Here is an 18,898-nt window from a genome sequence, read left to right on the forward strand (position 1 = left end):
GCCCGCCTGCCGGACCTGTCAAAGTTCTGATTTGGTGGAATCGGACGGTCAAGGGCCGGGCGAGGGGAGCCCGTGACCGTGAGATAGGGTCAATAGCCGATTGCGGAGGATAGGCTCGGCGGCTTCCGCTTGGCAGCCATCAGCAAATCCAGTTCCGTCGAAGACGGTCCGAACTTGTCGAACAGCCGCTTGGCTTCCTTGTCGTCGAGGCGATATTTTCGTGCGAATTCGGCGATGCTGTAGGGGCGACCGCGTATTACTTTCCGGCCCGGCGTCTGATTGGCGCTTTGGGTCATGCTTCCAACCTCCTCTTCCGTCTACCCAACAAAAGTTAGGGCTGCGGATGCGGTTGAAAAGGGTTGTGAAAGGCAAAATGTCACATAAATACAATAAAAAAGGGAAGACGAGATATCCCCATCTTCCCTTTGAGCATCTCTGTCCGGACGGCTTTCTGCTCGCGCAGCGCGCGCCTATCGCCTGATCAACCGACCGACGAAGATCAGGATGCAGGCACCAATGAAGCCGGTGATCAGATAGTTGAGCCATGCGTTGAACGGCAATGCGATGTGCAGGGCCCCAAGGAGCCAGCTAGCAACAATTGCCCCGACGATGCCGAGGATGATGTTCATGATAACGCCCATGTTGCTTTCCATGAGCTTTTCGGCGAGCCAGCCGGCGAAGCCGCCAATAATGATCGCTGCGATCCAACCGACGTGTGCGTCTTCCATAAATATCCTCCTCAAGGAATCGGCAAGTTACTGATAAAAGTTGATATACACCAAAAGCGATTCGGCCCGCAAACAATTGCGTTTGGGTTGCGAACAGAGCCGCTGGCTGGCAAAGCGCGATTATTGGGGAAAAATGTTACCGTTGTTCCGGGGCGCCGAGACAGGCTTTGAGATCGGCTAACTGTTTTCTCAAATCCTCGGCGACTTCATCGGTCGTGTCGATGAACCGGTTGTTTTCCACGACATGTACGCGGATGCGGCCCTGTTTCAGACAATGCAGGTGGAAACGCAGAAATTGCTCCTGTGCCTTGCACCATTTATCGAGCTCGGATTTCTGCTTCATTGGCGCCCTCGACCCCCAGTGCCGGCCCAAACCTGATACCGGGCAGATATCTTAAGAATTCAGGCAACTAGCATTCAATAATGCCGTGTTCGCTCAAAAACATCCTATCAAAACCGTGGTAACATTCCGACGTGGCGCTCGCCGAGTCATTCGTTCGAATAAGAAAGGCGTAGTCGCCCCTCAAAAAGTCTGCGGCAATCTCCCGAAAAGGCAAGAATAATCTATAAGATAATCCTTAAATTGAGGAATCATGCCCTTCCGTATCATCAAAACGACCAATCCTTGCTTTTTTCCAGCTTGAAACCACTGCTTGATGCGCTGATCTTTCCAAGTCGCGCATCGAGACAGGCAGGTTTCACCACGTCGACATGCGGAAAAGCATTGTCCGTCGCCGCAACTGCGATTTTATGGGTTGACCGCAATAGGGCGTCTGCATATGTTCCGCGCACTTCCAGCCGGGGTGTGACCATCCGCGGACAGGGAGAGCGTAGCTCAGCCGGTAGAGCAACTGACTTTTAATCAGTAGGTCATGGGTTCGAATCCCATCGCTCTCACCAAAAAATCCAGGAAAGTCAGACAGTTTATAGGGCAGGGCCTTTTATCTCCGGCCTGTTCAGCCGTTTTCGTGTCTACCCTATGTCCGAATGAGAACGACCTGTGTCCGCCTCGACCGGGCAAGCGATTTGCTGCGCCGTCGCACCTGTCGGTCTGCTAGCCGGCGGATGCTCGTTCGACATAGCGGAAGATTCTGGTCACGGTCGATCGGCTGACGCCTGCCTCTTGGGCGATGCAATCCATCGACTTTCCCTCGGCCTTTAAGCGAAAAACGCTTTCCTCTTTATGCCTCATGGCCGTGGCCGACGAATCGTGCACCGGCGTCATGCCGACGGAGGTTTCGGAATGCTCTGTAACAACAGCCGCCATGATACGCTCCCTTGCAATCATTGGAGAGCTAGAAGAAATGACGTCAATGTTGCTGTGAGTAAATTCGGATATTAGCAGTATATGAAGCAATCTTTATTCGGTAGGGGTGCGGCCTTGTGCCCGCTTCGCCCGCGAAAAGGTGATTGGCGTTCCGGCCCCGGCAACGCTAGTAAGACGGCTGAATGACATAGCCGGAGTCTATCGTGTCGCTTGCCGATATCTCGCTTCTGAGCGCCTTGCTTGCCGGAGCGCTTTCGTTTCTCTCGCCCTGCGTCCTGCCGCTGGTGCCACCGTATCTCTGCTATATGGCCGGCATTTCTGTCGAGCAATTCCGCGGTGGTGGAGCGGCTATTGCGACGGGGCCGAGCGTTCGTGGCAATGTCCTGTTTTCGGCGCTGTTCTTCACGCTCGGCTTTGCGACCGTGTTCATTGCGCTTGGCGCCGGTGCGTCCTCGATCGGCATATTGCTACGCCAGCATCTCGATATCCTGGCGAAAATAGGCGGCCTGATCATCGTCGTCATGGGCTTGAATTTCCTCGGCGTTTTTCGGCTTGGCATTCTTGCTCGCGAGGCCCGTTTCCAAGGGGGCGGCAAACCGGCGACGCTGACGGGTGCTTATATCATGGGCCTCGCCTTTGCCTTCGGCTGGACGCCCTGCATCGGCCCGGTGCTCGGGGCAATCCTCGGCGTTGCGGCTTCGCGGGAGACGATCGGCGCCGGCGCCGGGCTGCTCGCCATCTATTCGCTCGGCCTTGCCATCCCCTTCTGGATCGCCGCCGGTTTTTCGGGCGCCTTCATGAGCTTTCTTGTCCGCTTCCGCCGCCATCTTGGCACGGTTGAGAAGGTTATGGGCGGGCTGCTCGTGCTGACCGGCCTGGCGTTCATATTTGGCTATGTCAGCGACATGGCGATCTGGTTTCAGCAAACCTTTCCAATCCTGATGCAAATCGGCTAAGCAACTCCCGTCCTGTCTCCAATCGCCAAAATGGATGTGCCCGATGGCTGACATTGTCGGTCTGTTGCTGCCGTTCTTCGGCTTGATCTTGGTCGGTTATATTGCCGCGCGCATCACCAAACAGTCGGCTGAGGCGCTTGGCTGGCTCAACACCTTCATCATCTACGCCGCGTTGCCGGCCCTCTTCTTCAAGCTCGTCTCGCAAACGCCGATCGAACAATTGACGCGAGTCGATTTCATCGCCACCGACATTGCCGCGACCTATCTGATCTTTCTGCTGGTGTTCCTGGTCGGATGCTTCCTGCGTCGCAATTCGCTGGCCGATAGCACGATCCAGGCCTTTGCCGGTGCCTACGGCAATATCGGCTACATGGGGCCGGGCTTAGCGTTGCTGGCGCTTGGCGAGAAGGCCGCCGTACCGGTGGCGCTGATCGTCTGCTTTGAAAATGCGCTGCATTTCATCGTCGCGCCGGCGCTGATGGCAATCGAGGGCGGCGATAAACGTTCGCCATGGCGGCTTGCCGCCGACATCGCGAGAAGGGTGCTGCTGCATCCCTTCATCCTGTCGACGGCCCTCGGCTTTGCCGCCGCGGCCTTTTCGGTCGGCCAGCCAGCTCCCTTCCAGCACTTCGTCGATTATCTCGCTCAGGCGGCCGCACCCTGCGCCTTGTTCGCCATGGGCGTGACATTGGCGCTGCGGCCGCTGAAACGCATACCGGCCGAGATCGGCTATATCGTGCCGGTCAAGCTCATTCTGCATCCGTTGGTCGTCTATGTCGTGCTGCAGGCGGTCGGCGGCTTCGATCCGATCTGGATCGAATCGGCGGTGCTGCTCGCGGCTCTGCCAACGGCGACGAATGTCTTCGTCATCGGCCAGCAATATGGCGTCTGGCAGGAGCGCGCCTCCGCGACGATCCTGATCACCACCGCTTGTTCGGTGGTGACGGTCTCGCTGGTGCTTTATTTGATCAAGTCCGGTGCCTTACCGGCGCAACTTTTCCCGTAGCATCGACGGAAAACCGCGCAAGCCGCCGCCTGGCTCGATGCCTTCGCGCATGACGATGTTGCGCAATGGCGGAATGGCTGAAAGGACATGCAGCCCTGCTGCTCGCAACATCTGGACGGGCAGGAAATCCGAAAGCAGGGAACGGTTCAGCAGATCGACGCTCGCCGTCCGGCTGATGATATCGACACGGCGGCGGCGGTCGAAACTGTCGCCGGCGGATGCTGAAATCGGCTGCCCTGTGGGGCTCGCCAGAATTTCGACGAGCGTCAGGATATCGCGCAGGCTGAGGTTCAGCCCTTGCGCGCCGATCGGCGGGAAAACATGCGCGGCTTCGCCGATCAGCGCGGCGCGGCCTTTGCCGAAGCGATAGGCCGTCATGCCGGAGAGCGGCCAGACCTGGACGTTGTCCTCGACAGTAACCTTGCCGAGCATCGATTGCATACGGTCCTCGATGAGGCGCCCGAGGTCTTCCAGCGATCTCTCAGCATTGGCGGCGGCTTCCGCCGGCTTTTGCACCCAGACGAGGCTCGAGCGATTGCCGGGCAGGGGGACCTGGGTGAACGGCCCGCTTTCCGTATGGAATTCGGTAGAGATGTTTTGATGCGGCAGCGAATGCGCAAAGTTCAGCACCATGGCCGATTGCGGATAAGACCACGTCTTGACCTTGATCCCCACCGTTTCCCGCACCATCGAATTGCGCCCGTCCGCACCGACGACCAAAGCCGTTTCAACGATATCGCCGTCTTCGAGAGTGATGGTGACGCCATCGTCGCGCACAGTCACCTCAGAAGCCGCCGTCTCGATAAGCGTGATATTGCCTTCCGCCTTTGCGGCTTCGCTAAGAGCGCTGAGCAGTGCGGCGTTCGGTATATTGTAGCCGAAGGCGTCGAGGCCGATTTCGGAGGCGCGGAAGGCGACGGTCGGCGCACGCAGCAGCCGTGTGGTGCCGTCAATGATCTGCATCGTGGTCAGCGGTGCGGTGGACGGCGCAATCCTGTCCCAGAGCGTCAACCGCTCCAGGAAGCGAATCGATTGGTCCATCAGCGCCGTCGTCCGCCGGTCGGCCTTGTTATGCGGCTGGGCTATGAGCGCAACGGCTCGTCCGCCGCGCGCCAAGGCGATCGCCGCGATCATGCCCGCCAGACCGCCGCCGATGACGGCCACTTCAACCTGCTTCATATCGATGCCTCAATTATCTTTCTTTCTGAAAATAGACGCTTAGCCTGTTGAAATCCATGGGATGAAACATCGCAGCGGGTGAAAATGACAAGAACTCGCGCTAGCCTATGGTACATGGACGCTTTTGCGCTGGCAGCGCCGGGCAAAGGGTGCATATTAGCAAGAAAAATCGCCTGCCGGGGCAGGTAGATAAGCAGGCGAGTAACGGGGCGGATGAAAATCTTCAATTACAAGCGGGTGCCTTACGCGGAAATCCGCGCCTTTTCCGTACATATCTTGACGGCATCCGGCTCATTCCTTGCCTTTCTCGGCGTTGTTGCAGCGGCGGAACATCGCTTTGTCGATATGTTCTGGTGGCTCGGCCTGGCGTTGCTTGTCGATGGCATCGATGGTCCGATCGCCCGTAAGGTCAGCGTCAAGGAAGTTTTACCGAATTGGTCCGGCGACACGCTGGATAACATCATCGACTACGTGACCTATGTGCTTCTGCCCGCCTTCGCGCTCTACGAAAAGGGCATGATCGGTGAGCCCTGGTCCTTCGTCGCCGCAGGCATGATCGTCGTATCCAGTGCCATTTATTATGCCGACACGGGCATGAAGACGGGGGAGTATTTCTTCTCCGGATTCCCTGTCGTTTGGAACATGATCGTCTTTACGCTCTTCGTCATCGACGCCAGCGCGGTGACTGCCATGGTGCTGGTCGGCGTTTCGGTTGTTTTGACATTCCTGCCGATCAATTTCCTGCATCCGGTGCGGGTCAAGCGGCTGCGGCCGCTCAATCTCGGCATATTCCTGCTTTGGTCCGCGCTCGGAGTGTATTCATTGCTCATGCATTTCGTCATGCCGGAATGGGCCGTTATCTTGTTTATCGTTACCGGCATCTATCTCTATTGCATCGGCGCCGTGCTGCAGTTTTTCCCGTCCCTCGGACGCCAGTAGGATTTGCGAGACATGAGCATGAAGAAGACCCACGCCATTCGCATTCACGAAAACGGCGGTCCGGAGGTCATGAAGCTGGAAGAGGTCGACCTGCCGCCGCCAGGCGCCGGCGAGGTGCAGATCCGCCATGCTGCGATCGGATTGAATTTCATCGATGTCTATTTCCGTTCGGGTCTTTACAAGGCGCCCTATTTTCCGCTGCCGCTTGGCAAGGAAGCGGCCGGCACGGTAACGGCCGTAGGCCCGGGTGTCAGCGATTTCGCGGTCGGCGATCGCGTTGCCTATGTCGGCAGCGATGGCGCCTACAGCGTCGAGCGCAATATCGAGACGCGTTTTATCGTCAAGGTACCCGATGATATCGAGCTCGAGACCGCGGCGTCGATGATGCTGAAGGGTATGACGGCCGAATATCTTCTCAACCGCACCTTCAAGGTCGGTCCGGAAACGGTGCTGCTATTTCATGCTGCGGCCGGTGGCGTCGGATTGATTGCCGGACAATGGGCAAAGGCGCTCGGCGCCACGGTGATCGGAACCGCCGGCTCGCCTGAAAAGGTGAAACTGGCGCTGGAACATGGCTATGACCATGTGATCGATTACAGCAGCGAGAGCTTCGTCGACCGCGTCCGCGAGATTACCGGCGGCAAGGGTGTCGATGTCGTCTATGACTCGGTTGGCCGTGATACGTTTCCGCACTCCCTCGATTGTCTGAAGCCGCGCGGCATGTGGGTGACTTTCGGCCAATCCTCTGGTCCGATTGAAAATTTTAACCTTGCCATCCTTAATCAGAAGGGCTCGCTTTTTGCTACGCGGCCAAGCCTTTTCGCCTATATCGCCACCCCTGAGGAAATGAGAGCCAGCGCAAAAGCATTATTTGCTGTTGTGCAAGGCAGCAAAGTGCGTATCAATATCAACCAGACCTATCCGTTGAGCGATGCGGGGCGCGCGCACACGGATCTGGAAACAAGAAAAACGAGTGGAACTACGCTGCTGATCCCATAGATCCGAAAGGGTAGGACAGTGGGAAGGAAATGAGGGGAACGTGTCGTCATTCGATGTGCCGGCAACCGGCGCGTTATTGTCGGTTCGCAAGCTGACGAAGCTGTTCGGTAGCTTTGCTGCCTGTAATGGAATTGATCTGGAAATTCGACCGGGCGAGATTCACGCTTTGCTCGGTGAGAACGGCGCAGGCAAATCCACTCTGGTGAAGATGCTGTTCGGCGTTTTGGAGCCAACCGAGGGCGAGATCGCCTGGCAAGGCCAACCCGTTTCCATTGGTTCGCCTGGCGAAGCGCGTAAGCTCGGCATCGGCATGGTGTTTCAGCATTTCTCGTTGTTCGAAGCGCTGACGGTCGCTGAAAATATTGCCCTTTCCCTTGATGACAGCATCCCGATCGGCAAGATCGCCGAGGAGGCTGCCAGCCTATCGCGAGCCTATGGCCTGCCGCTCGATCCCCATGCGCATGTGGCCGATCTTTCCGTCGGCGAGCGCCAGCGTATCGAAATCGTCCGCGCGCTACTGCAGAATCCGAAGCTGATCATCCTCGACGAGCCGACCTCCGTGCTGACCCCGCAGGAAGCCGATCGTATGTTCGAAACGCTCTTCCGGCTCCGGGACGAAGGCCGTTCGGTGCTCTATATCAGCCACCGCCTGGAGGAGGTGCAACGCATCTGCTCCCGCGCCACGGTGCTGCGCCATGGCAAGGTAACCGGTGCCTGCGACCCACGGCAGGAAACGCCCGGCTCGTTGGCTCGTATGATGGTCGGCAGCGATGTTGCCAGCGTGCAGCATGAAGGGCTTGGTAAAAAGGGCGACATCCAGCTCGAGATTGCCGGTCTTTCGGTGCCTGCCCGCACGCCCTTTGCCATGTCGTTGAAGAACGTTTCGCTGCGGGTACGCGCCGGCGAGATTCTGGCGATCGCCGGCGTTGCCGGAAACGGGCAGGGCGAACTGTTCGACATCGTTTCCGGTGAACACACCGTGCCATCGGACAATTTGATCTTCGTGCGTGGCCAAGCGGTCGGGACCAAGGGTATCAACGCGCGCCGCCTGTTAGGTGCCGGCTTTGTGCCGGAGGAACGTCATGGCCATGCGGCGGTTTCGGGGCTGAAGCTATCGGACAATCTGGTGCTCGCCCGCAGCAAATCGGACCGCCGTGCTTTTCTTGGCGGCGGCTTCCTGAAAGTGATTCGGCGTGGTGCGGTCAAACAGGCGACCAAGCGCATTTCCGAAGCCATGGACGTGCGCAAGAGCGGCGAGGACCCGACTGCCGGCTCGCTCTCCGGCGGCAATCTCCAGAAGTTCATCGTTGGCCGAGAGCTTGACCGACAGCCGACCGTGCTGGTCGTCAATCAGCCGACCTGGGGTGTCGATGCGGGTGCCGCGAGCCATATTCGTCAGGCACTGGTCGATCTTGCCCGCAACGGCTCGGCCGTGCTGGTCATCAGCCAGGATCTCGACGAAATATTCGAGGTTGCCACCGACATCGCCGTCATTTCCGAAGGGCGGCTGTCGCAGGCCTATCCAGCGGGCGAGCTGACGCGGGAAAAGATTGGCCTCCTGATGGGCGGCCTGCATGAATCAAAGACGCATTCGGAGCCTATGCATGCGCATTGAACTGGAAAGGCGCCCGCAGGCTTCGAAACTGTTCGGCTTCCTGTCGCCGCTGCTTGCCCTCGCGTTGGCGCTGATCGCCGGCACCATCATGTTCGCCGTCCTCGGCAAGGACCCCGTGGAGGCGCTGGACGCCTTCTTCGTCGAGCCACTGCTGGAAGTCTGGTCGCTGCACGAACTGGCCATCAAGGCCGGGCCACTAATCATGATCGCCGTCGGCCTTTGTGTCTGCTATCGTTCCAACAACTGGAACATCGGCGCCGAAGGCCAGTTCACCATCGGCGCGGTCGTCGGCTCGTATATCCCGATCGTCTACACCGATTGGCATTCACCGATGGTCCTGCCGCTGATGCTGATCGCAGGTGCCATTGGCGGCGCGCTCTATGCCGCGATTCCGGCGTTGTTGAAGGCGCATTTCAATACCAACGAGATCCTGACGAGCCTGATGCTCGTTTATATCGCGCAGCTCTTCCTGGATTGGCTGTCACGCGGGCCATGGCGCGATCCACAGGGCCATAATTTCCCGCAGAGCATCGATTTTCCGCCGGAGGGGGTGCTGCCGGCGATCTGGGCGGACTCCGGCCGGGCGCATTGGGGTATCGTCTTTGCCATCGTCGCGGCGATCCTTGCCTGGTTCATGATGAAATATACGCTGAAGGGCTTCGAGATAACCGTTCTCGGCCAATCGGAACGGGCAGGGCGTTTCGCCGGATTCTCTTCGCGAAAAATGGTCTGGTTCGGCTTCCTCTTCTCCGGTGCATTAGCAGGTCTTGCCGGCATTTCCGAGGTTTCGGGCTCGATCGGCCATCTGCAGCCGGCGATATCGCCTGGCTACGGCTTTACCGCCATCATCGTTGCTTTCCTGGCGCGTCTCAATCCGCTTGGCGCGATCCTCTCCGGCTTTGTACTGGCGCTTACCTATCTTGGCGGCGAGGCGGCGCAATTGTCACCCGGCATCTCCGCCAAGGCGGCGAGCGTCTTCCAGGGGCTGTTGCTTTTCTTCGTGCTCTCCTGCGATACGCTGATCAATTATAAGATCCGGCTGGTCTGGTCGCGGGTTCGGGGAGGTGCGGCATGACTATGAGTGTTTTTGAAGCGATTCTCCTGACCATCATCACCGCCTCGACGCCGCTCGTTATCGCCGGCCTCGGCGAACTGGTGGTGGAACGCTCCGGCGTGCTCAATCTCGGCGTCGAAGGCATGATGATCATGGGTGCTGTCGCCGCTTTCGTCGGCGCGCAGATGAGCGGATCACCCTATGTGGGCCTCATCACCGGCATTGTCGGCGGTGCGCTGTTTTCGCTGCTGTTCGGGTTCCTGACGTTGACGCTGGTGACCAATCAGGTGGCGACGGGTCTGGCGCTCACTATCCTCGGCCTCGGTCTCTCCGGCATGATCGGTGAAGGTTATGTCAGCGTGCCCGGCGTGCAGTTGCGGGAAATCGTCTTTCCGTTCCTGTCCGATATTCCGCTCATCGGGCCGGTGCTCTTCAAGCAGGACCTGACTTTCTATCTCTCGATCGCGCTGCTGATCGGCGTCAATTGGTTCCTCTTCCGCAGCCGGACCGGCCTGAAGCTACGCGCCATCGGCGACAGTCATGGCTCGGCGCATGCCCTCGGCATCAATGTCATCCGCACGCGCTATCTGGCCGTCATGTTCGGCGGCGCCTGCGCAGGCCTCGCCGGCGCGCAATTGTCGCTGGTCTACACGCCGCAATGGGTTGAGAACATGTCGGCCGGCCGGGGCTGGGTGACGCTGGCTCTCGTTGTCTTCGCGTCGTGGCGGCCAATGCGCGTCATGGCCGGCGGCTATCTCTTCGGGGCGGTGACGATCCTGCAATTTCATGCGCAGGGCTTCGGGGTTGGCATTCCCGCACAATTCCTGTCGATGCTGCCCTATGCGTCGACTATAGTGGTTCTCGTCATCATCTCTCAAAATCGCCGCGCGACCTTGATCAATACGCCAGCGTCGCTCGGCAAGGCCTTCGTTCCGGAGCGCTAAGAACAACAACCGGACGGATTTCGTAAGTTATGTCAAACCAGCAGGGGTAACCATGAAGAAACTAGCACTCACACTCGCCACCACGGCCGCCGCCATTATCGGCTTCGCTGCCGCGGCCGAAGCGGCACCGACCAAGGTCTGCTTTGTCTATGTCGGCTCGCACACGGATGGCGGTTATTCGCAGGCGCACGATCTCGGCCGTCAGCAGGTCCAGAAGGAGTTCGGCAACAAGATCGATACGCCCTATCTCGAAAATGTTCCGGAAGGCCCGGACGCCGAACGCGCCATCGAGCGCCTCGCTCGTTCCGGCTGCTCGCTGATCTTTTCCACGTCGTTCGGCTTCATGGATGCCACCGTCAAGGTCGCCGCGAAGTTCCCTAAGGTGAAGTTCGAGCATGCGACCGGCTTCAAGAGCGGCCCGAATCTCGCCACCTACAACTCGCGCTTCTATGAAGGCCGCTACATCCTGGGGCAGATCGCCGCCAAGATGTCGAAGAATCACGGTGCCGCCTACATTGCTTCCTTCCCGATTCCGGAAGTGGTGATGGGCATCAACTCCTTCGAGCAGGGCGCGCGTTCGGTCGATCCGAGCTTCAAGCTCAAGGTCATCTGGGTCAACACCTGGTTCGACCCAGGCAAGGAAGCCGATGCTGCCAAGGCGATGGTCGACCAGGGCGTCGATATCCTGACCCAGCATACCGACACCACCGCGCCGATGCAGGTGGCCGAGGAACGCGGCATCCATGCCTTCGGTCAGGCCTCCGACATGATCGCCTCCGGCCCGCACGCGCAGTTGACCGCTGTCGTCGACACCTGGGGTAACTACTACTCCAAGCGCGTCCATGCGCTGCTCGACGGCACCTGGAAGGCCGAACAGAACTGGGACGGCCTGAAGGACGGCATCTTGAAGATGTCGGACTACACCAACATGCCTGACGACGTGAAGAAGATGGCTCAGGAAACTGAAGCCAAGATCAAGTCCGGCGAACTCGCTCCCTTCACGGGCCCGATCAACAAGCAGGACGGAACGCCTTGGCTGAAGGCTGGCGAAAAGGCCGATGACGCTACGCTGCTCGGCATGAATTTCTACATCGAAGGCGTCGACGATAAGCTTCCTGCCGCAAAGTAAGCCTCTAAATTTGAGACGGTTGAAAAAGGGCGCCCCGAGCGCCCTTTTTTGTTGCAGTGCATCACACAATGTCGATTTACAAAAGTATTACTATATGATTTTTTGCCACTGGCCGTAAGAGACGGCCAATTGGGAGGACATCATGAAATTGAAGACTGCACTGGTGAGTGCCACGATTCTTGCTGCTTGCATGTTTACGTCTGCGTCGGCAAAGAATTTGGTTGTCGGCTTTTCGCAAATCGGCTCGGAATCTGGCTGGCGTGCGGCGGAAACGACCGTTACCAAGCAGCAAGCTGAGAAGCGCGGGATCGATCTCAAATTCGCCGATGCGCAACAGAAGCAGGAAAACCAGATCAAGGCAATTCGCTCTTTCATCGCACAGGGTGTCGATGCGATTCTGCTGGCTCCCGTTGTTGAAACGGGCTGGGACGCCGTTCTGAAGGAAGCAAAGGAAGCCAAGATCCCGGTCATCCTGCTTGACCGCACGATCAACGCACCGAAGGATCTCTATCTGACCGCCGTTACCTCGGACCAGATCCACGAAGGCAAGGTTGCCGGCGACTGGCTTGTGAAGACCGTCGGCGATAAGAAGTGCAACATCGTCGAGCTCCAGGGCACCACCGGTTCTTCGCCGGCGATTGCCCGCAAGAAGGGCTTCGAAGAAGCCATCAAGGGCCATGACAACCTGAAGATCGTTCGTAGCCAGACGGGCGACTTCACCCGCGCCAAGGGCAAGGAAGTCATGGAAAGCTTCCTGAAGGCTGAGAACGGCGGTAAGGATATCTGCGCGCTCTACGCTCATAACGACGACATGGCCGTCGGCGCCATCCAGGCGATCAAGGAAGCCGGCCTGAAGCCGGGCAAGGATATCCTGACCGTATCCATCGATTCGGTTCCGGACCTCTTCAAGGCCATGGCTGCCGGCGAAGCAAACGCGACGGTCGAACTGACGCCGAACATGGCCGGCCCCGCCTTCGATGCTCTCGACGCCTACCTGAAGACCAAGAAGGAGCCGCCGAAGTGGATCCAGACCGAGTCCAAGCTGTACACGCAGTCTGACGACCCGCAGAAGGTCTACGAGGAAAAGAAGGGCCAGGGTTACTGATGTAAGAAAGCAAACCGCATCGGCCGGCAAACGGCCGGTGCGGGCTTTTCGACGCGGAACTGCGGGCGCGCTGAAACTTCACGAATTCGGGTGAAATCACCTGAATGGGAGTAAGATGAACGCACGGCGCTCTAGCGAGCGGCGTATTTCGCGCTTTTGCATAGCGGCTCAATTCAAGGAAATTCTTGGCCCATGGCTCACGATGTCGAGCGTCTTCTGACAGCTACCGGCTTCTGCAAATATTTTCCCGGTTCCACCGCCCTGGATCATGTCGATTTCACATTGCGGCGGGGTGAGGTTCATGCGCTTCTCGGCGAAAATGGTGCTGGGAAATCGACGCTGATCAAGTGCATGACTGGCGCATATCGCCGCGACGCAGGCAGCCTCGTTCTCGATGGCGCCGAAATCGATCCGCATGATACGCTCGCAGCGCAGAAGCTCGGCATCGGGACGGTTTATCAGGAGGTGAACCTCCTTGCGAATTTGAGTGTCGCGGAAAATCTGTTTCTCGGCCGTCAGCCGAAACGCCTCGGCATGGTCAGCAGCCGCGTGATGAACAGCATGGCGAAAGACCTGTTGTCGCAATACGGCATAGACATCGATGTCAGCCGTCAGCTCGACCGTTTCTCCGTGGCAATCCAGCAGGTGATCGCGATCGCGCGTGCCGTCGATCTCTCCGGCAAGGTTTTGATCCTCGACGAGCCGACGGCCAGCCTCGACACCCATGAGGTCGAGATGCTTTTCGGTATTATCCGAAATCTGAAGCAGCGCGGTTTAGGCATTGTTTTTATTACGCACTTTTTGGAACAGGTCTATCAGATCTGCGACCGCATAACCGTGCTGCGCAACGGCCGCCTTGTGGGGACGCGCGATGCTGAGGGCCTTTCGCGGCAAACCCTGATCGCCATGATGCTTGGCCGCGAACTTGCGCACGCCGAAGCGACTGCGAAGCAGGCGGTCAGCGAAAGCGGGCCGGTGAGGTACCGCTTCACCAATTTCGGCAAGCGCGGCAAGATCAAACCCTTCGACCTCGAGGTTCGTGCCGGCGAAGTGGTTGGGATTGCCGGTCTGTTGGGCTCCGGACGCACGGAAACCGCAGAGGTGCTCTTTGGTGTCGAGCGCGCCGACAGCGGCGAGGCAAAGATCGAGGACCGGACGGTGGCTCTTTCGAGCCCGCGTGCCGCGATCAAGAGCGGCTTCGGCTTTTGCCCGGAGGACCGCAAGACGGACGGCATCATCGGCGATCTGTCCATCCGCGAAAATATAGTCATGGCGCTTCAGGCCCGCCGCGGCTGGGCACGCCCATTGCCGCGCAGCGAGCAGAATGCGCTCGCTGATCGCTATATCAAGGCGTTGGATATTCGTACCACCGACCGCGAAAAGCCGATAAGGCTGCTGTCCGGCGGCAATCAGCAAAAGGCCATTCTGGCCCGCTGGCTGGCGACCAATCCCAACTTCCTGATACTGGACGAGCCGACGCGCGGCATCGATGTCGGTGCGCACGCCGAGATCATCCGCTTGATCGAAGACCTTTGCCAGCAGGGAATGTCGCTGGTGGTGATTTCGTCCGAGCTGGAGGAGCTCGTAGCCTATAGTTCCCGTGTCATCGTGCTGCGCGACCGCGAGCATATTGCCGAACTGACGGGCGACAAGATTACTGCCAGCCATATCGTCGACTCCATAGCGACGGGCGAGAGCAAGCGAGAAGAAGCATGAGTTCCCAGATCAAGGCCCTGTTATTTCGATTGGCTCCGCAACTCATTGCGTTGGCAGCCATTCTTCTTTTGAATTTCATTATGTTCCCGCAGTTCTTTCATCTGGAAATGCAGAATGGCAGATTGTACGGCAGCATCATCGATGTTCTCAATCGCGGTGCGCCGGTAGCACTTCTGTCGATTGGCATGACGCTCGTCATCGCCACCAAGGGCATCGATCTCTCGGTCGGCGCGGTGATCGCAATTTGCGGTGCCGTCGCGGCATCCGCCATCGTCTCCGGGAATTCTCTCGCCTACACGCTGCTGCTGACCATCGGCGTCGGGCTTGCATGCGGGCTCTGGAACGGGTTCCTCGTCGCGGTTCTCGACATTCAGCCGATCATCGCTACGCTGGTGCTGATGGTCGCAGGCCGCGGGATAGCCCAATTGATCACCGAAGGCGTCATCATGACCTTCAATGACGATGGGTTGATCTTCCTGGGGAGCGGGTCTTTCGCCTCTCTGCCGATGCCTGTCGTCATCTGGCTGCTGGTGGCATTGGCGGTCATTCTTCTGGTGAGGCGCACGGCGCTCGGCATGCTTGTTGAGGCGATCGGCATCAACCGTCGCGCCAGCACGCTGTCGGGCATCCAGACGCCGGTGCTGCTGATCGCCGTCTATGCCCTGAGCGGCCTTTGCGCCTCAATCGCCGGCATCATCGTTTCCGCCGATATCAAGGGCGCCGATGCGAACAACGCCGGTCTCTGGCTTGAGCTGGACGCGATCCTCGCCGTTGTCGTCGGCGGCAATTCCCTTCTTGGCGGTCGTTTCAGCATTGTCGGCTCGCTGGTTGGAGCGATGATCATCCAGTCGGTCAATACGGGCATTCTGTTGTCCGGCTTCCCGCCGGAATTCAATCTGGTGATCAAGGCCGTCATCGTCATCATCATTCTGGTCATCCAGTCTCCAGCTCTCCAATCCGTCTCGGCGTTTTTCTGGCGTCGGCGGGGTGCGGCGCAGATGATCCATGAGGAGCAGGCAAAGTGAATTCGAAATATCTTCCCCTGCTCGTGACGATCGTCATTTTCCTGCTGGCCTATACCGGCTGCGTGCTGCAGTTTCCGACCATGCTGTCGACGCGCGTTATCGGCAATCTGCTGACGGACAACGCTTTTCTCGGAATTGCCGCAGTCGGCATGACCTTCGTCATCCTTTCCGGCGGCATCGATCTGTCGATCGGTTCGGTTATCGCCTTTACCGGCGTCTTCCTGGCGATCGTTCTGCGGGATACCTCGATCCATCCTTTGATCGCCTTCGCGCTTGTTCTGGCGATCACGACGATCTTCGGCGCGGGCATGGGTGCCATCATCCACTATCTCAGTATGCCGCCCTTCATCGTCACGCTGGCGGGCATGTTTCTCGCGCGCGGCATCGCATTCGTCCTGTCGATCGACAGCATCCCGATCGAGCATGATTTCTATACGCAACTCAGCGATCTCTATCTGCTGCTGCCGGGCGGCGGTCGTCTGACGCTGATCGGCGGTATCATGCTGATCGTCTTTGCCGGCGGCATCCTGCTGGCGCATCGCACCCGCTTCGGAGCCAACGTCTATGCGCTGGGCGGCGGGGTGCAGACGGCTCAGTTGATGGGTGTTCCGGTCGGCCGGACGACCATCCAGATCTATGCGCTGTCCGGCTTTCTCGCCGGTCTATCCGGAATCGTTTTTTCTCTCTATACGTCGGCTGGATATTCGCTGGCTACCGTTGGTGTCGAACTCGATGCCATTGCTGCGGTGGTCATCGGCGGAACGTTGCTGACGGGGGGAGCAGGGTTCGTTGGGGGAACGCTTATCGGAATTCTCATACAGGGCTTGATTCAGACTTACATCACCTTTGATGGAACACTTTCCAGTTGGTGGACTAAGATACTGATCGGGCTGCTGCTGTTTGCATTTATTCTGATGCAGAAGGGTCTTCTGCTGCTTTCCCGCTTCAATCGTCGTTACGCCTGAGGGAAGGACAGAGTGCTTGCGCAGCAGATTGCTTGAATCAAGAAAAACCGAAAGAAAGTCACGAACCAGCCATGCGCAGGTCGTGGATGATCTCGGAAAAGCGATCGTGTCGGGAGCCTTTCCCATAGGCAGCATTCTCCCCGGTGACAGCGAGCTTCTGCAGCGGTTCAAGGTGTCGCGTACGGTTCTGCGCGAGAGCATGAAGACCCTGGCCGCAAAAGGCTTGGTCGTTCCGCGCGCCCGCGTCGGAACCCGCGTCACCGAGAAGATCCATTGGAACATGTTCGACACCGCAGTGCTGACCTGGCACTTCGAAAGCGGTGTCAACGAAGAGTTCCTCCTTCATCTCTATGACATTCGCTTGGCATTCGAGCCGTTTGCCGCCAGCCTCGTCGCGGAGCGCGCCAGCGCTGAGGAAATCGAGGCGCTTCGGCGGCTCGCGATGGCCATGGCTGCGCCGGAGCACACGCCAGACAGCCTTGCCGTCGCCGACCTTCATTTTCATCTGGCAATCACGGAAGCGTCCCACAATCCCTTCATGCGCACGCTCGGCGGCCTGATCGAAGCAGCCCTCGTTGGCATGTTCCGGATGAGCGCGCCGCCCGCCAGCAACGGCTTCGGCAACATAGCCGATTCGCATATGGCCATCGTGGAGGCCATCGCCGCCCATGACGGACCGGCGGCGCACAAGGCGATGGAATTCGTTATTTTCGACGGCCGCCGGCATGTTCAGCAAACCTTCGCGGCACTCGTAGACGCTTGACGCCTACCTCTAAATTCGCCGTAGTTCACCGCTCAACTAGTTGCTATGAGGAGACGAAGCCTGTTCTTGGGCCGTGTCGGACCGCATCTTTCGGAGCTTGAAATGGAACGCACCTGCCTCGCCATCATCCTCGCCGCTGGCGACAGCACCCGTATGAAGTCGTCGATGTCCAAGGTGCTGCACCCGATTGCCGGTCGTCCGATGATCGCGCATGTGATGGAAGCGATCGCAAAGACAGATATTTCCGCTGCAGCGCTCGTCGTCGGCCGTAATGCGGAAGAGGTCACCGCCGCAGCCTCCGTCGGCGGCGTCAAGGTGGAAGCCTATCTGCAGAAGGAGCGTCTCGGCACCGGGCATGCTGTGCTCGCCGCTCGTGAGGCGATTGCTGAGGGCTATGACGATATTCTGGTGGCCTATGGCGACGTGCCGCTGCTCACCGACGCGCCGCTTCGCGCAGCGCGCCGTGGGCTTGCCGAAGGCAATGACATCGTCGTCATCGGCTTTCATACGGAAAATCCGAATGCTTATGGCCGGCTGCTCGTCAAGGATGGTGAGTTGATCGCCATCCGCGAAGCGAAGGATGCGACCGATGCCGAGCTCGCGGTCACCTGGTGCAACAGCGGCCTGATGGCGATCAACGGCCGCAAGGCGCTCGACCTTCTCGACCGCATCGGTAACGACAATGCCAAGCACGAATATTATCTGACCGATCTTGTCGAGATCGCCCGCTCCCTCGGCGGCCGTGCAGTCGCCGTCGACGCGCCCGAAGTGGAGATGACCGGCTGTAACAACCGTGCGGAGCTCGCCTTTATCGAACGCCTCTGGCAGGAGCGGCGGCGTCACGAGCTGATGCTTTCGGGCGTCACCATGATCGCGCCGGAAACAGTGTTTCTTGCCTATGACACGGTGATCGGCCAGGACGCGCTGATCGAGCCGAATGTCGTCTTCGGTCCCGGCGCCGTCATCGATGGCGGTGCGGTCATCCACGCTTTCTCGCATATCGAAGGCGCCCACGTCAGCGCAGGCGCCACGGTTGGCCCCTTCGCGCGGCTGCGTCCGGGTGCGGATCTTGCCGACGGTGCAAAGGTCGGCAATTTCTGTGAGGTGAAGAACGGCAAGATAGCTGAGGGCGCGAAGGTCAACCATCTGACCTATATCGGCGACGCGACCGTCGGGGCCGGCAGCAATATCGGCGCTGGCACGATTACCTGCAACTATGATGGCGTCAACAAACACGAGACCCATATCGGCGCAAACAGCTTCATCGGTTCGAACTCGTCGCTGGTGGCGCCCGTGCGCATTGGCGACAGCGCCTATGTCGCCTCGGGCAGTGTCATCACCGAGGATGTCCCGGCGGAAGCGCTGGCCTTCGGACGCGCTCGCCAGGAGGTAAAACCTGGCCGTGCCAAGGTCATCCGCGATCGGGCCTTAGCCATCAAGGCGGCGAAGAAGGGCAGCCACTAAGCCTAAAGTCCAGCGCAGGAGCCCTTAAATCGGAATCGATTTAA

At 58.9% G+C, this 18,898-nt stretch carries 19 protein-coding genes and 1 tRNA gene; 15 read left to right on the forward strand and 5 right to left on the reverse strand.

Annotation, left to right across the window (positions count from 1 at the left end; all coding sequences use genetic code 11):
• Window positions 1-89 precede the first annotated feature (89 nt).
• From GGD50_RS05345 to GGD50_RS05355, 3 genes are all read right to left on the reverse strand, one after another.
• Window positions 90-296 (reverse strand): hypothetical protein, encoded by a 207-nt coding sequence (locus tag GGD50_RS05345; protein ID WP_028753159.1) that lies wholly within the window; start codon window positions 294-296, stop codon window positions 90-92.
• A 174-nt stretch (window positions 297-470) separates the two neighbouring features.
• Window positions 471-728, reverse strand: coding sequence for a GlsB/YeaQ/YmgE family stress response membrane protein (locus GGD50_RS05350; RefSeq protein ID WP_107107977.1), 258 nt, complete (start codon window positions 726-728; stop codon window positions 471-473).
• A gap of 136 nt (window positions 729-864) precedes the next feature.
• Window positions 865-1,071, reverse strand: coding sequence for a hypothetical protein (locus GGD50_RS05355; RefSeq protein WP_107107978.1), 207 nt, complete (start codon window positions 1,069-1,071; stop codon window positions 865-867).
• A 481-nt stretch (window positions 1,072-1,552) separates the two neighbouring features.
• On the opposite strand from GGD50_RS05355, the gene GGD50_RS05360 reads away from it, so the two are divergent.
• Window positions 1,553-1,628: transfer RNA gene (locus tag GGD50_RS05360), tRNA-Lys, on the forward strand.
• A 154-nt stretch (window positions 1,629-1,782) separates the two neighbouring features.
• On the opposite strand, the gene GGD50_RS05365 is transcribed toward GGD50_RS05360, so the two are convergent.
• Window positions 1,783-1,995, reverse strand: a complete 213-nt coding sequence (locus GGD50_RS05365) for a helix-turn-helix domain-containing protein (protein ID WP_107107979.1) — start codon at window positions 1,993-1,995, stop codon at window positions 1,783-1,785.
• Window positions 1,996-2,198: 203 nt separating this feature from the next.
• Between GGD50_RS05365 and GGD50_RS05370 the strand changes: the two genes are divergently transcribed.
• Both GGD50_RS05370 and GGD50_RS05375 read left to right on the forward strand, forming a co-directional pair.
• Entirely contained in the window at window positions 2,199-2,951 is a 753-nt protein-coding gene (locus tag GGD50_RS05370) for a cytochrome c biogenesis CcdA family protein (RefSeq protein WP_107107980.1), read from the forward strand.
• Window positions 2,952-2,994: 43 nt separating this feature from the next.
• The gene (locus tag GGD50_RS05375) at window positions 2,995-3,957 is read left to right on the forward strand and encodes an AEC family transporter (RefSeq protein WP_107107981.1); all 963 of its coding nucleotides are present in this window, start codon (window positions 2,995-2,997) and stop codon (window positions 3,955-3,957) included.
• Here the strand turns inward: GGD50_RS05375 and GGD50_RS05380 are convergent.
• The gene (locus GGD50_RS05380; protein WP_107107982.1) at window positions 3,934-5,136 is read right to left on the reverse strand and encodes a UbiH/UbiF family hydroxylase; all 1,203 of its coding nucleotides are present in this window, start codon (window positions 5,134-5,136) and stop codon (window positions 3,934-3,936) included. The two genes, GGD50_RS05375 and GGD50_RS05380, sit on opposite strands and share 24 nt — an antisense overlap.
• A gap of 213 nt (window positions 5,137-5,349) precedes the next feature.
• Here GGD50_RS05380 and pcsA point away from each other — a divergent pair, with 213 nt between their 5' ends.
• The 12 genes from pcsA to glmU all read left to right on the forward strand — a co-directional run bounded on the left by pcsA (window position 5,350) and on the right by glmU (window position 18,854).
• A complete protein-coding gene (pcsA, locus tag GGD50_RS05385; protein WP_107107983.1) occupies window positions 5,350-6,075 on the forward strand; it encodes a phosphatidylcholine synthase in 726 nt (241 codons plus the stop codon).
• Window positions 6,076-6,093: 18 nt separating this feature from the next.
• The gene (locus GGD50_RS05390; protein ID WP_107108141.1) at window positions 6,094-7,074 is read left to right on the forward strand and encodes a quinone oxidoreductase family protein; all 981 of its coding nucleotides are present in this window, start codon (window positions 6,094-6,096) and stop codon (window positions 7,072-7,074) included.
• A gap of 40 nt (window positions 7,075-7,114) precedes the next feature.
• The gene (locus GGD50_RS05395) at window positions 7,115-8,689 is read left to right on the forward strand and encodes an ABC transporter ATP-binding protein (RefSeq protein ID WP_107107984.1); all 1,575 of its coding nucleotides are present in this window, start codon (window positions 7,115-7,117) and stop codon (window positions 8,687-8,689) included.
• On the forward strand, window positions 8,679-9,764 hold the full coding sequence (locus GGD50_RS05400; RefSeq protein WP_107107985.1) for an ABC transporter permease: 1,086 nt from the start codon (window positions 8,679-8,681) through the stop codon (window positions 9,762-9,764). Before GGD50_RS05395 ends, GGD50_RS05400 begins: the two co-directional genes overlap by 11 nt.
• Before the next feature lie 2 nt (window positions 9,765-9,766).
• Complete coding sequence (locus tag GGD50_RS05405; RefSeq protein ID WP_107107986.1) at window positions 9,767-10,687, forward strand: ABC transporter permease; 921 nt, start codon at window positions 9,767-9,769, stop codon at window positions 10,685-10,687.
• Window positions 10,688-10,739: 52 nt separating this feature from the next.
• The gene (locus tag GGD50_RS05410) at window positions 10,740-11,816 is read left to right on the forward strand and encodes a BMP family ABC transporter substrate-binding protein (RefSeq protein WP_107107987.1); all 1,077 of its coding nucleotides are present in this window, start codon (window positions 10,740-10,742) and stop codon (window positions 11,814-11,816) included.
• Between the two features lie 142 nt (window positions 11,817-11,958).
• Window positions 11,959-12,921 carry a galactofuranose ABC transporter, galactofuranose-binding protein YtfQ gene (gene ytfQ / locus GGD50_RS05415; RefSeq protein WP_107107988.1) on the forward strand — a complete coding sequence of 321 codons (963 nt, stop codon included), beginning with the start codon at window positions 11,959-11,961 and terminating at the stop codon, window positions 12,919-12,921.
• 192 nt (window positions 12,922-13,113) lie between these two features.
• Entirely contained in the window at window positions 13,114-14,637 is a 1,524-nt protein-coding gene (ytfR, locus tag GGD50_RS05420; RefSeq protein WP_107107989.1) for a galactofuranose ABC transporter, ATP-binding protein YtfR, read from the forward strand.
• On the forward strand, window positions 14,634-15,662 hold the full coding sequence (locus tag GGD50_RS05425; protein WP_107107990.1) for an ABC transporter permease: 1,029 nt from the start codon (window positions 14,634-14,636) through the stop codon (window positions 15,660-15,662). Before ytfR ends, GGD50_RS05425 begins: the two co-directional genes overlap by 4 nt.
• The gene (yjfF, locus tag GGD50_RS05430) at window positions 15,659-16,627 is read left to right on the forward strand and encodes a galactofuranose ABC transporter, permease protein YjfF (protein WP_107107991.1); all 969 of its coding nucleotides are present in this window, start codon (window positions 15,659-15,661) and stop codon (window positions 16,625-16,627) included. Before GGD50_RS05425 ends, yjfF begins: the two co-directional genes overlap by 4 nt.
• 16 nt (window positions 16,628-16,643) lie before the next feature.
• The gene (locus GGD50_RS05435; protein ID WP_107107992.1) at window positions 16,644-17,390 is read left to right on the forward strand and encodes a FadR/GntR family transcriptional regulator; all 747 of its coding nucleotides are present in this window, start codon (window positions 16,644-16,646) and stop codon (window positions 17,388-17,390) included.
• A gap of 102 nt (window positions 17,391-17,492) precedes the next feature.
• A complete protein-coding gene (gene glmU / locus GGD50_RS05440) occupies window positions 17,493-18,854 on the forward strand; it encodes a bifunctional UDP-N-acetylglucosamine diphosphorylase/glucosamine-1-phosphate N-acetyltransferase GlmU (RefSeq protein ID WP_107108142.1) in 1,362 nt (453 codons plus the stop codon).
• Window positions 18,855-18,898: the final 44 nt, after the last annotated feature.

The sequence above is a fragment of the Martinezella paranaensis genome, from assembly GCF_014200235.1.
GTDB lineage: Bacteria > Pseudomonadota > Alphaproteobacteria > Rhizobiales > Rhizobiaceae > Rhizobium > Rhizobium paranaense.

Bases quoted from the DNA above. Each gene is read 5' to 3' on its own strand.
- GGD50_RS05345 (WP_028753159.1), bottom strand. From the start codon at position 296: ATGACCCAAAGCGCCAATCAGACGCCGGGCCGGAAAGTAATACGCGGT.
- GGD50_RS05350 (WP_107107977.1), bottom strand. From the start codon at position 728: ATGGAAGACGCACACGTCGGTTGGATCGCAGCGATCATTATTGGCGGC.
- GGD50_RS05355 (WP_107107978.1), bottom strand. From the start codon at position 1,071: ATGAAGCAGAAATCCGAGCTCGATAAATGGTGCAAGGCACAGGAGCAA.
- GGD50_RS05365 (WP_107107979.1), bottom strand. From the start codon at position 1,995: ATGGCGGCTGTTGTTACAGAGCATTCCGAAACCTCCGTCGGCATGACG.
- GGD50_RS05375 (WP_107107981.1), top strand. From the start codon at position 2,995: ATGGCTGACATTGTCGGTCTGTTGCTGCCGTTCTTCGGCTTGATCTTG.
- GGD50_RS05380 (WP_107107982.1), bottom strand. From the start codon at position 5,136: ATGAAGCAGGTTGAAGTGGCCGTCATCGGCGGCGGTCTGGCGGGCATG.
- pcsA (WP_107107983.1), top strand. From the start codon at position 5,350: ATGAAAATCTTCAATTACAAGCGGGTGCCTTACGCGGAAATCCGCGCC.
- GGD50_RS05390 (WP_107108141.1), top strand. From the start codon at position 6,094: ATGAAGAAGACCCACGCCATTCGCATTCACGAAAACGGCGGTCCGGAG.
- GGD50_RS05400 (WP_107107985.1), top strand. From the start codon at position 8,679: ATGCGCATTGAACTGGAAAGGCGCCCGCAGGCTTCGAAACTGTTCGGC.
- GGD50_RS05405 (WP_107107986.1), top strand. From the start codon at position 9,767: ATGAGTGTTTTTGAAGCGATTCTCCTGACCATCATCACCGCCTCGACG.
- GGD50_RS05410 (WP_107107987.1), top strand. From the start codon at position 10,740: ATGAAGAAACTAGCACTCACACTCGCCACCACGGCCGCCGCCATTATC.
- ytfQ (WP_107107988.1), top strand. From the start codon at position 11,959: ATGAAATTGAAGACTGCACTGGTGAGTGCCACGATTCTTGCTGCTTGC.
- ytfR (WP_107107989.1), top strand. From the start codon at position 13,114: ATGGCTCACGATGTCGAGCGTCTTCTGACAGCTACCGGCTTCTGCAAA.
- GGD50_RS05425 (WP_107107990.1), top strand. From the start codon at position 14,634: ATGAGTTCCCAGATCAAGGCCCTGTTATTTCGATTGGCTCCGCAACTC.
- glmU (WP_107108142.1), top strand. From the start codon at position 17,493: ATGGAACGCACCTGCCTCGCCATCATCCTCGCCGCTGGCGACAGCACC.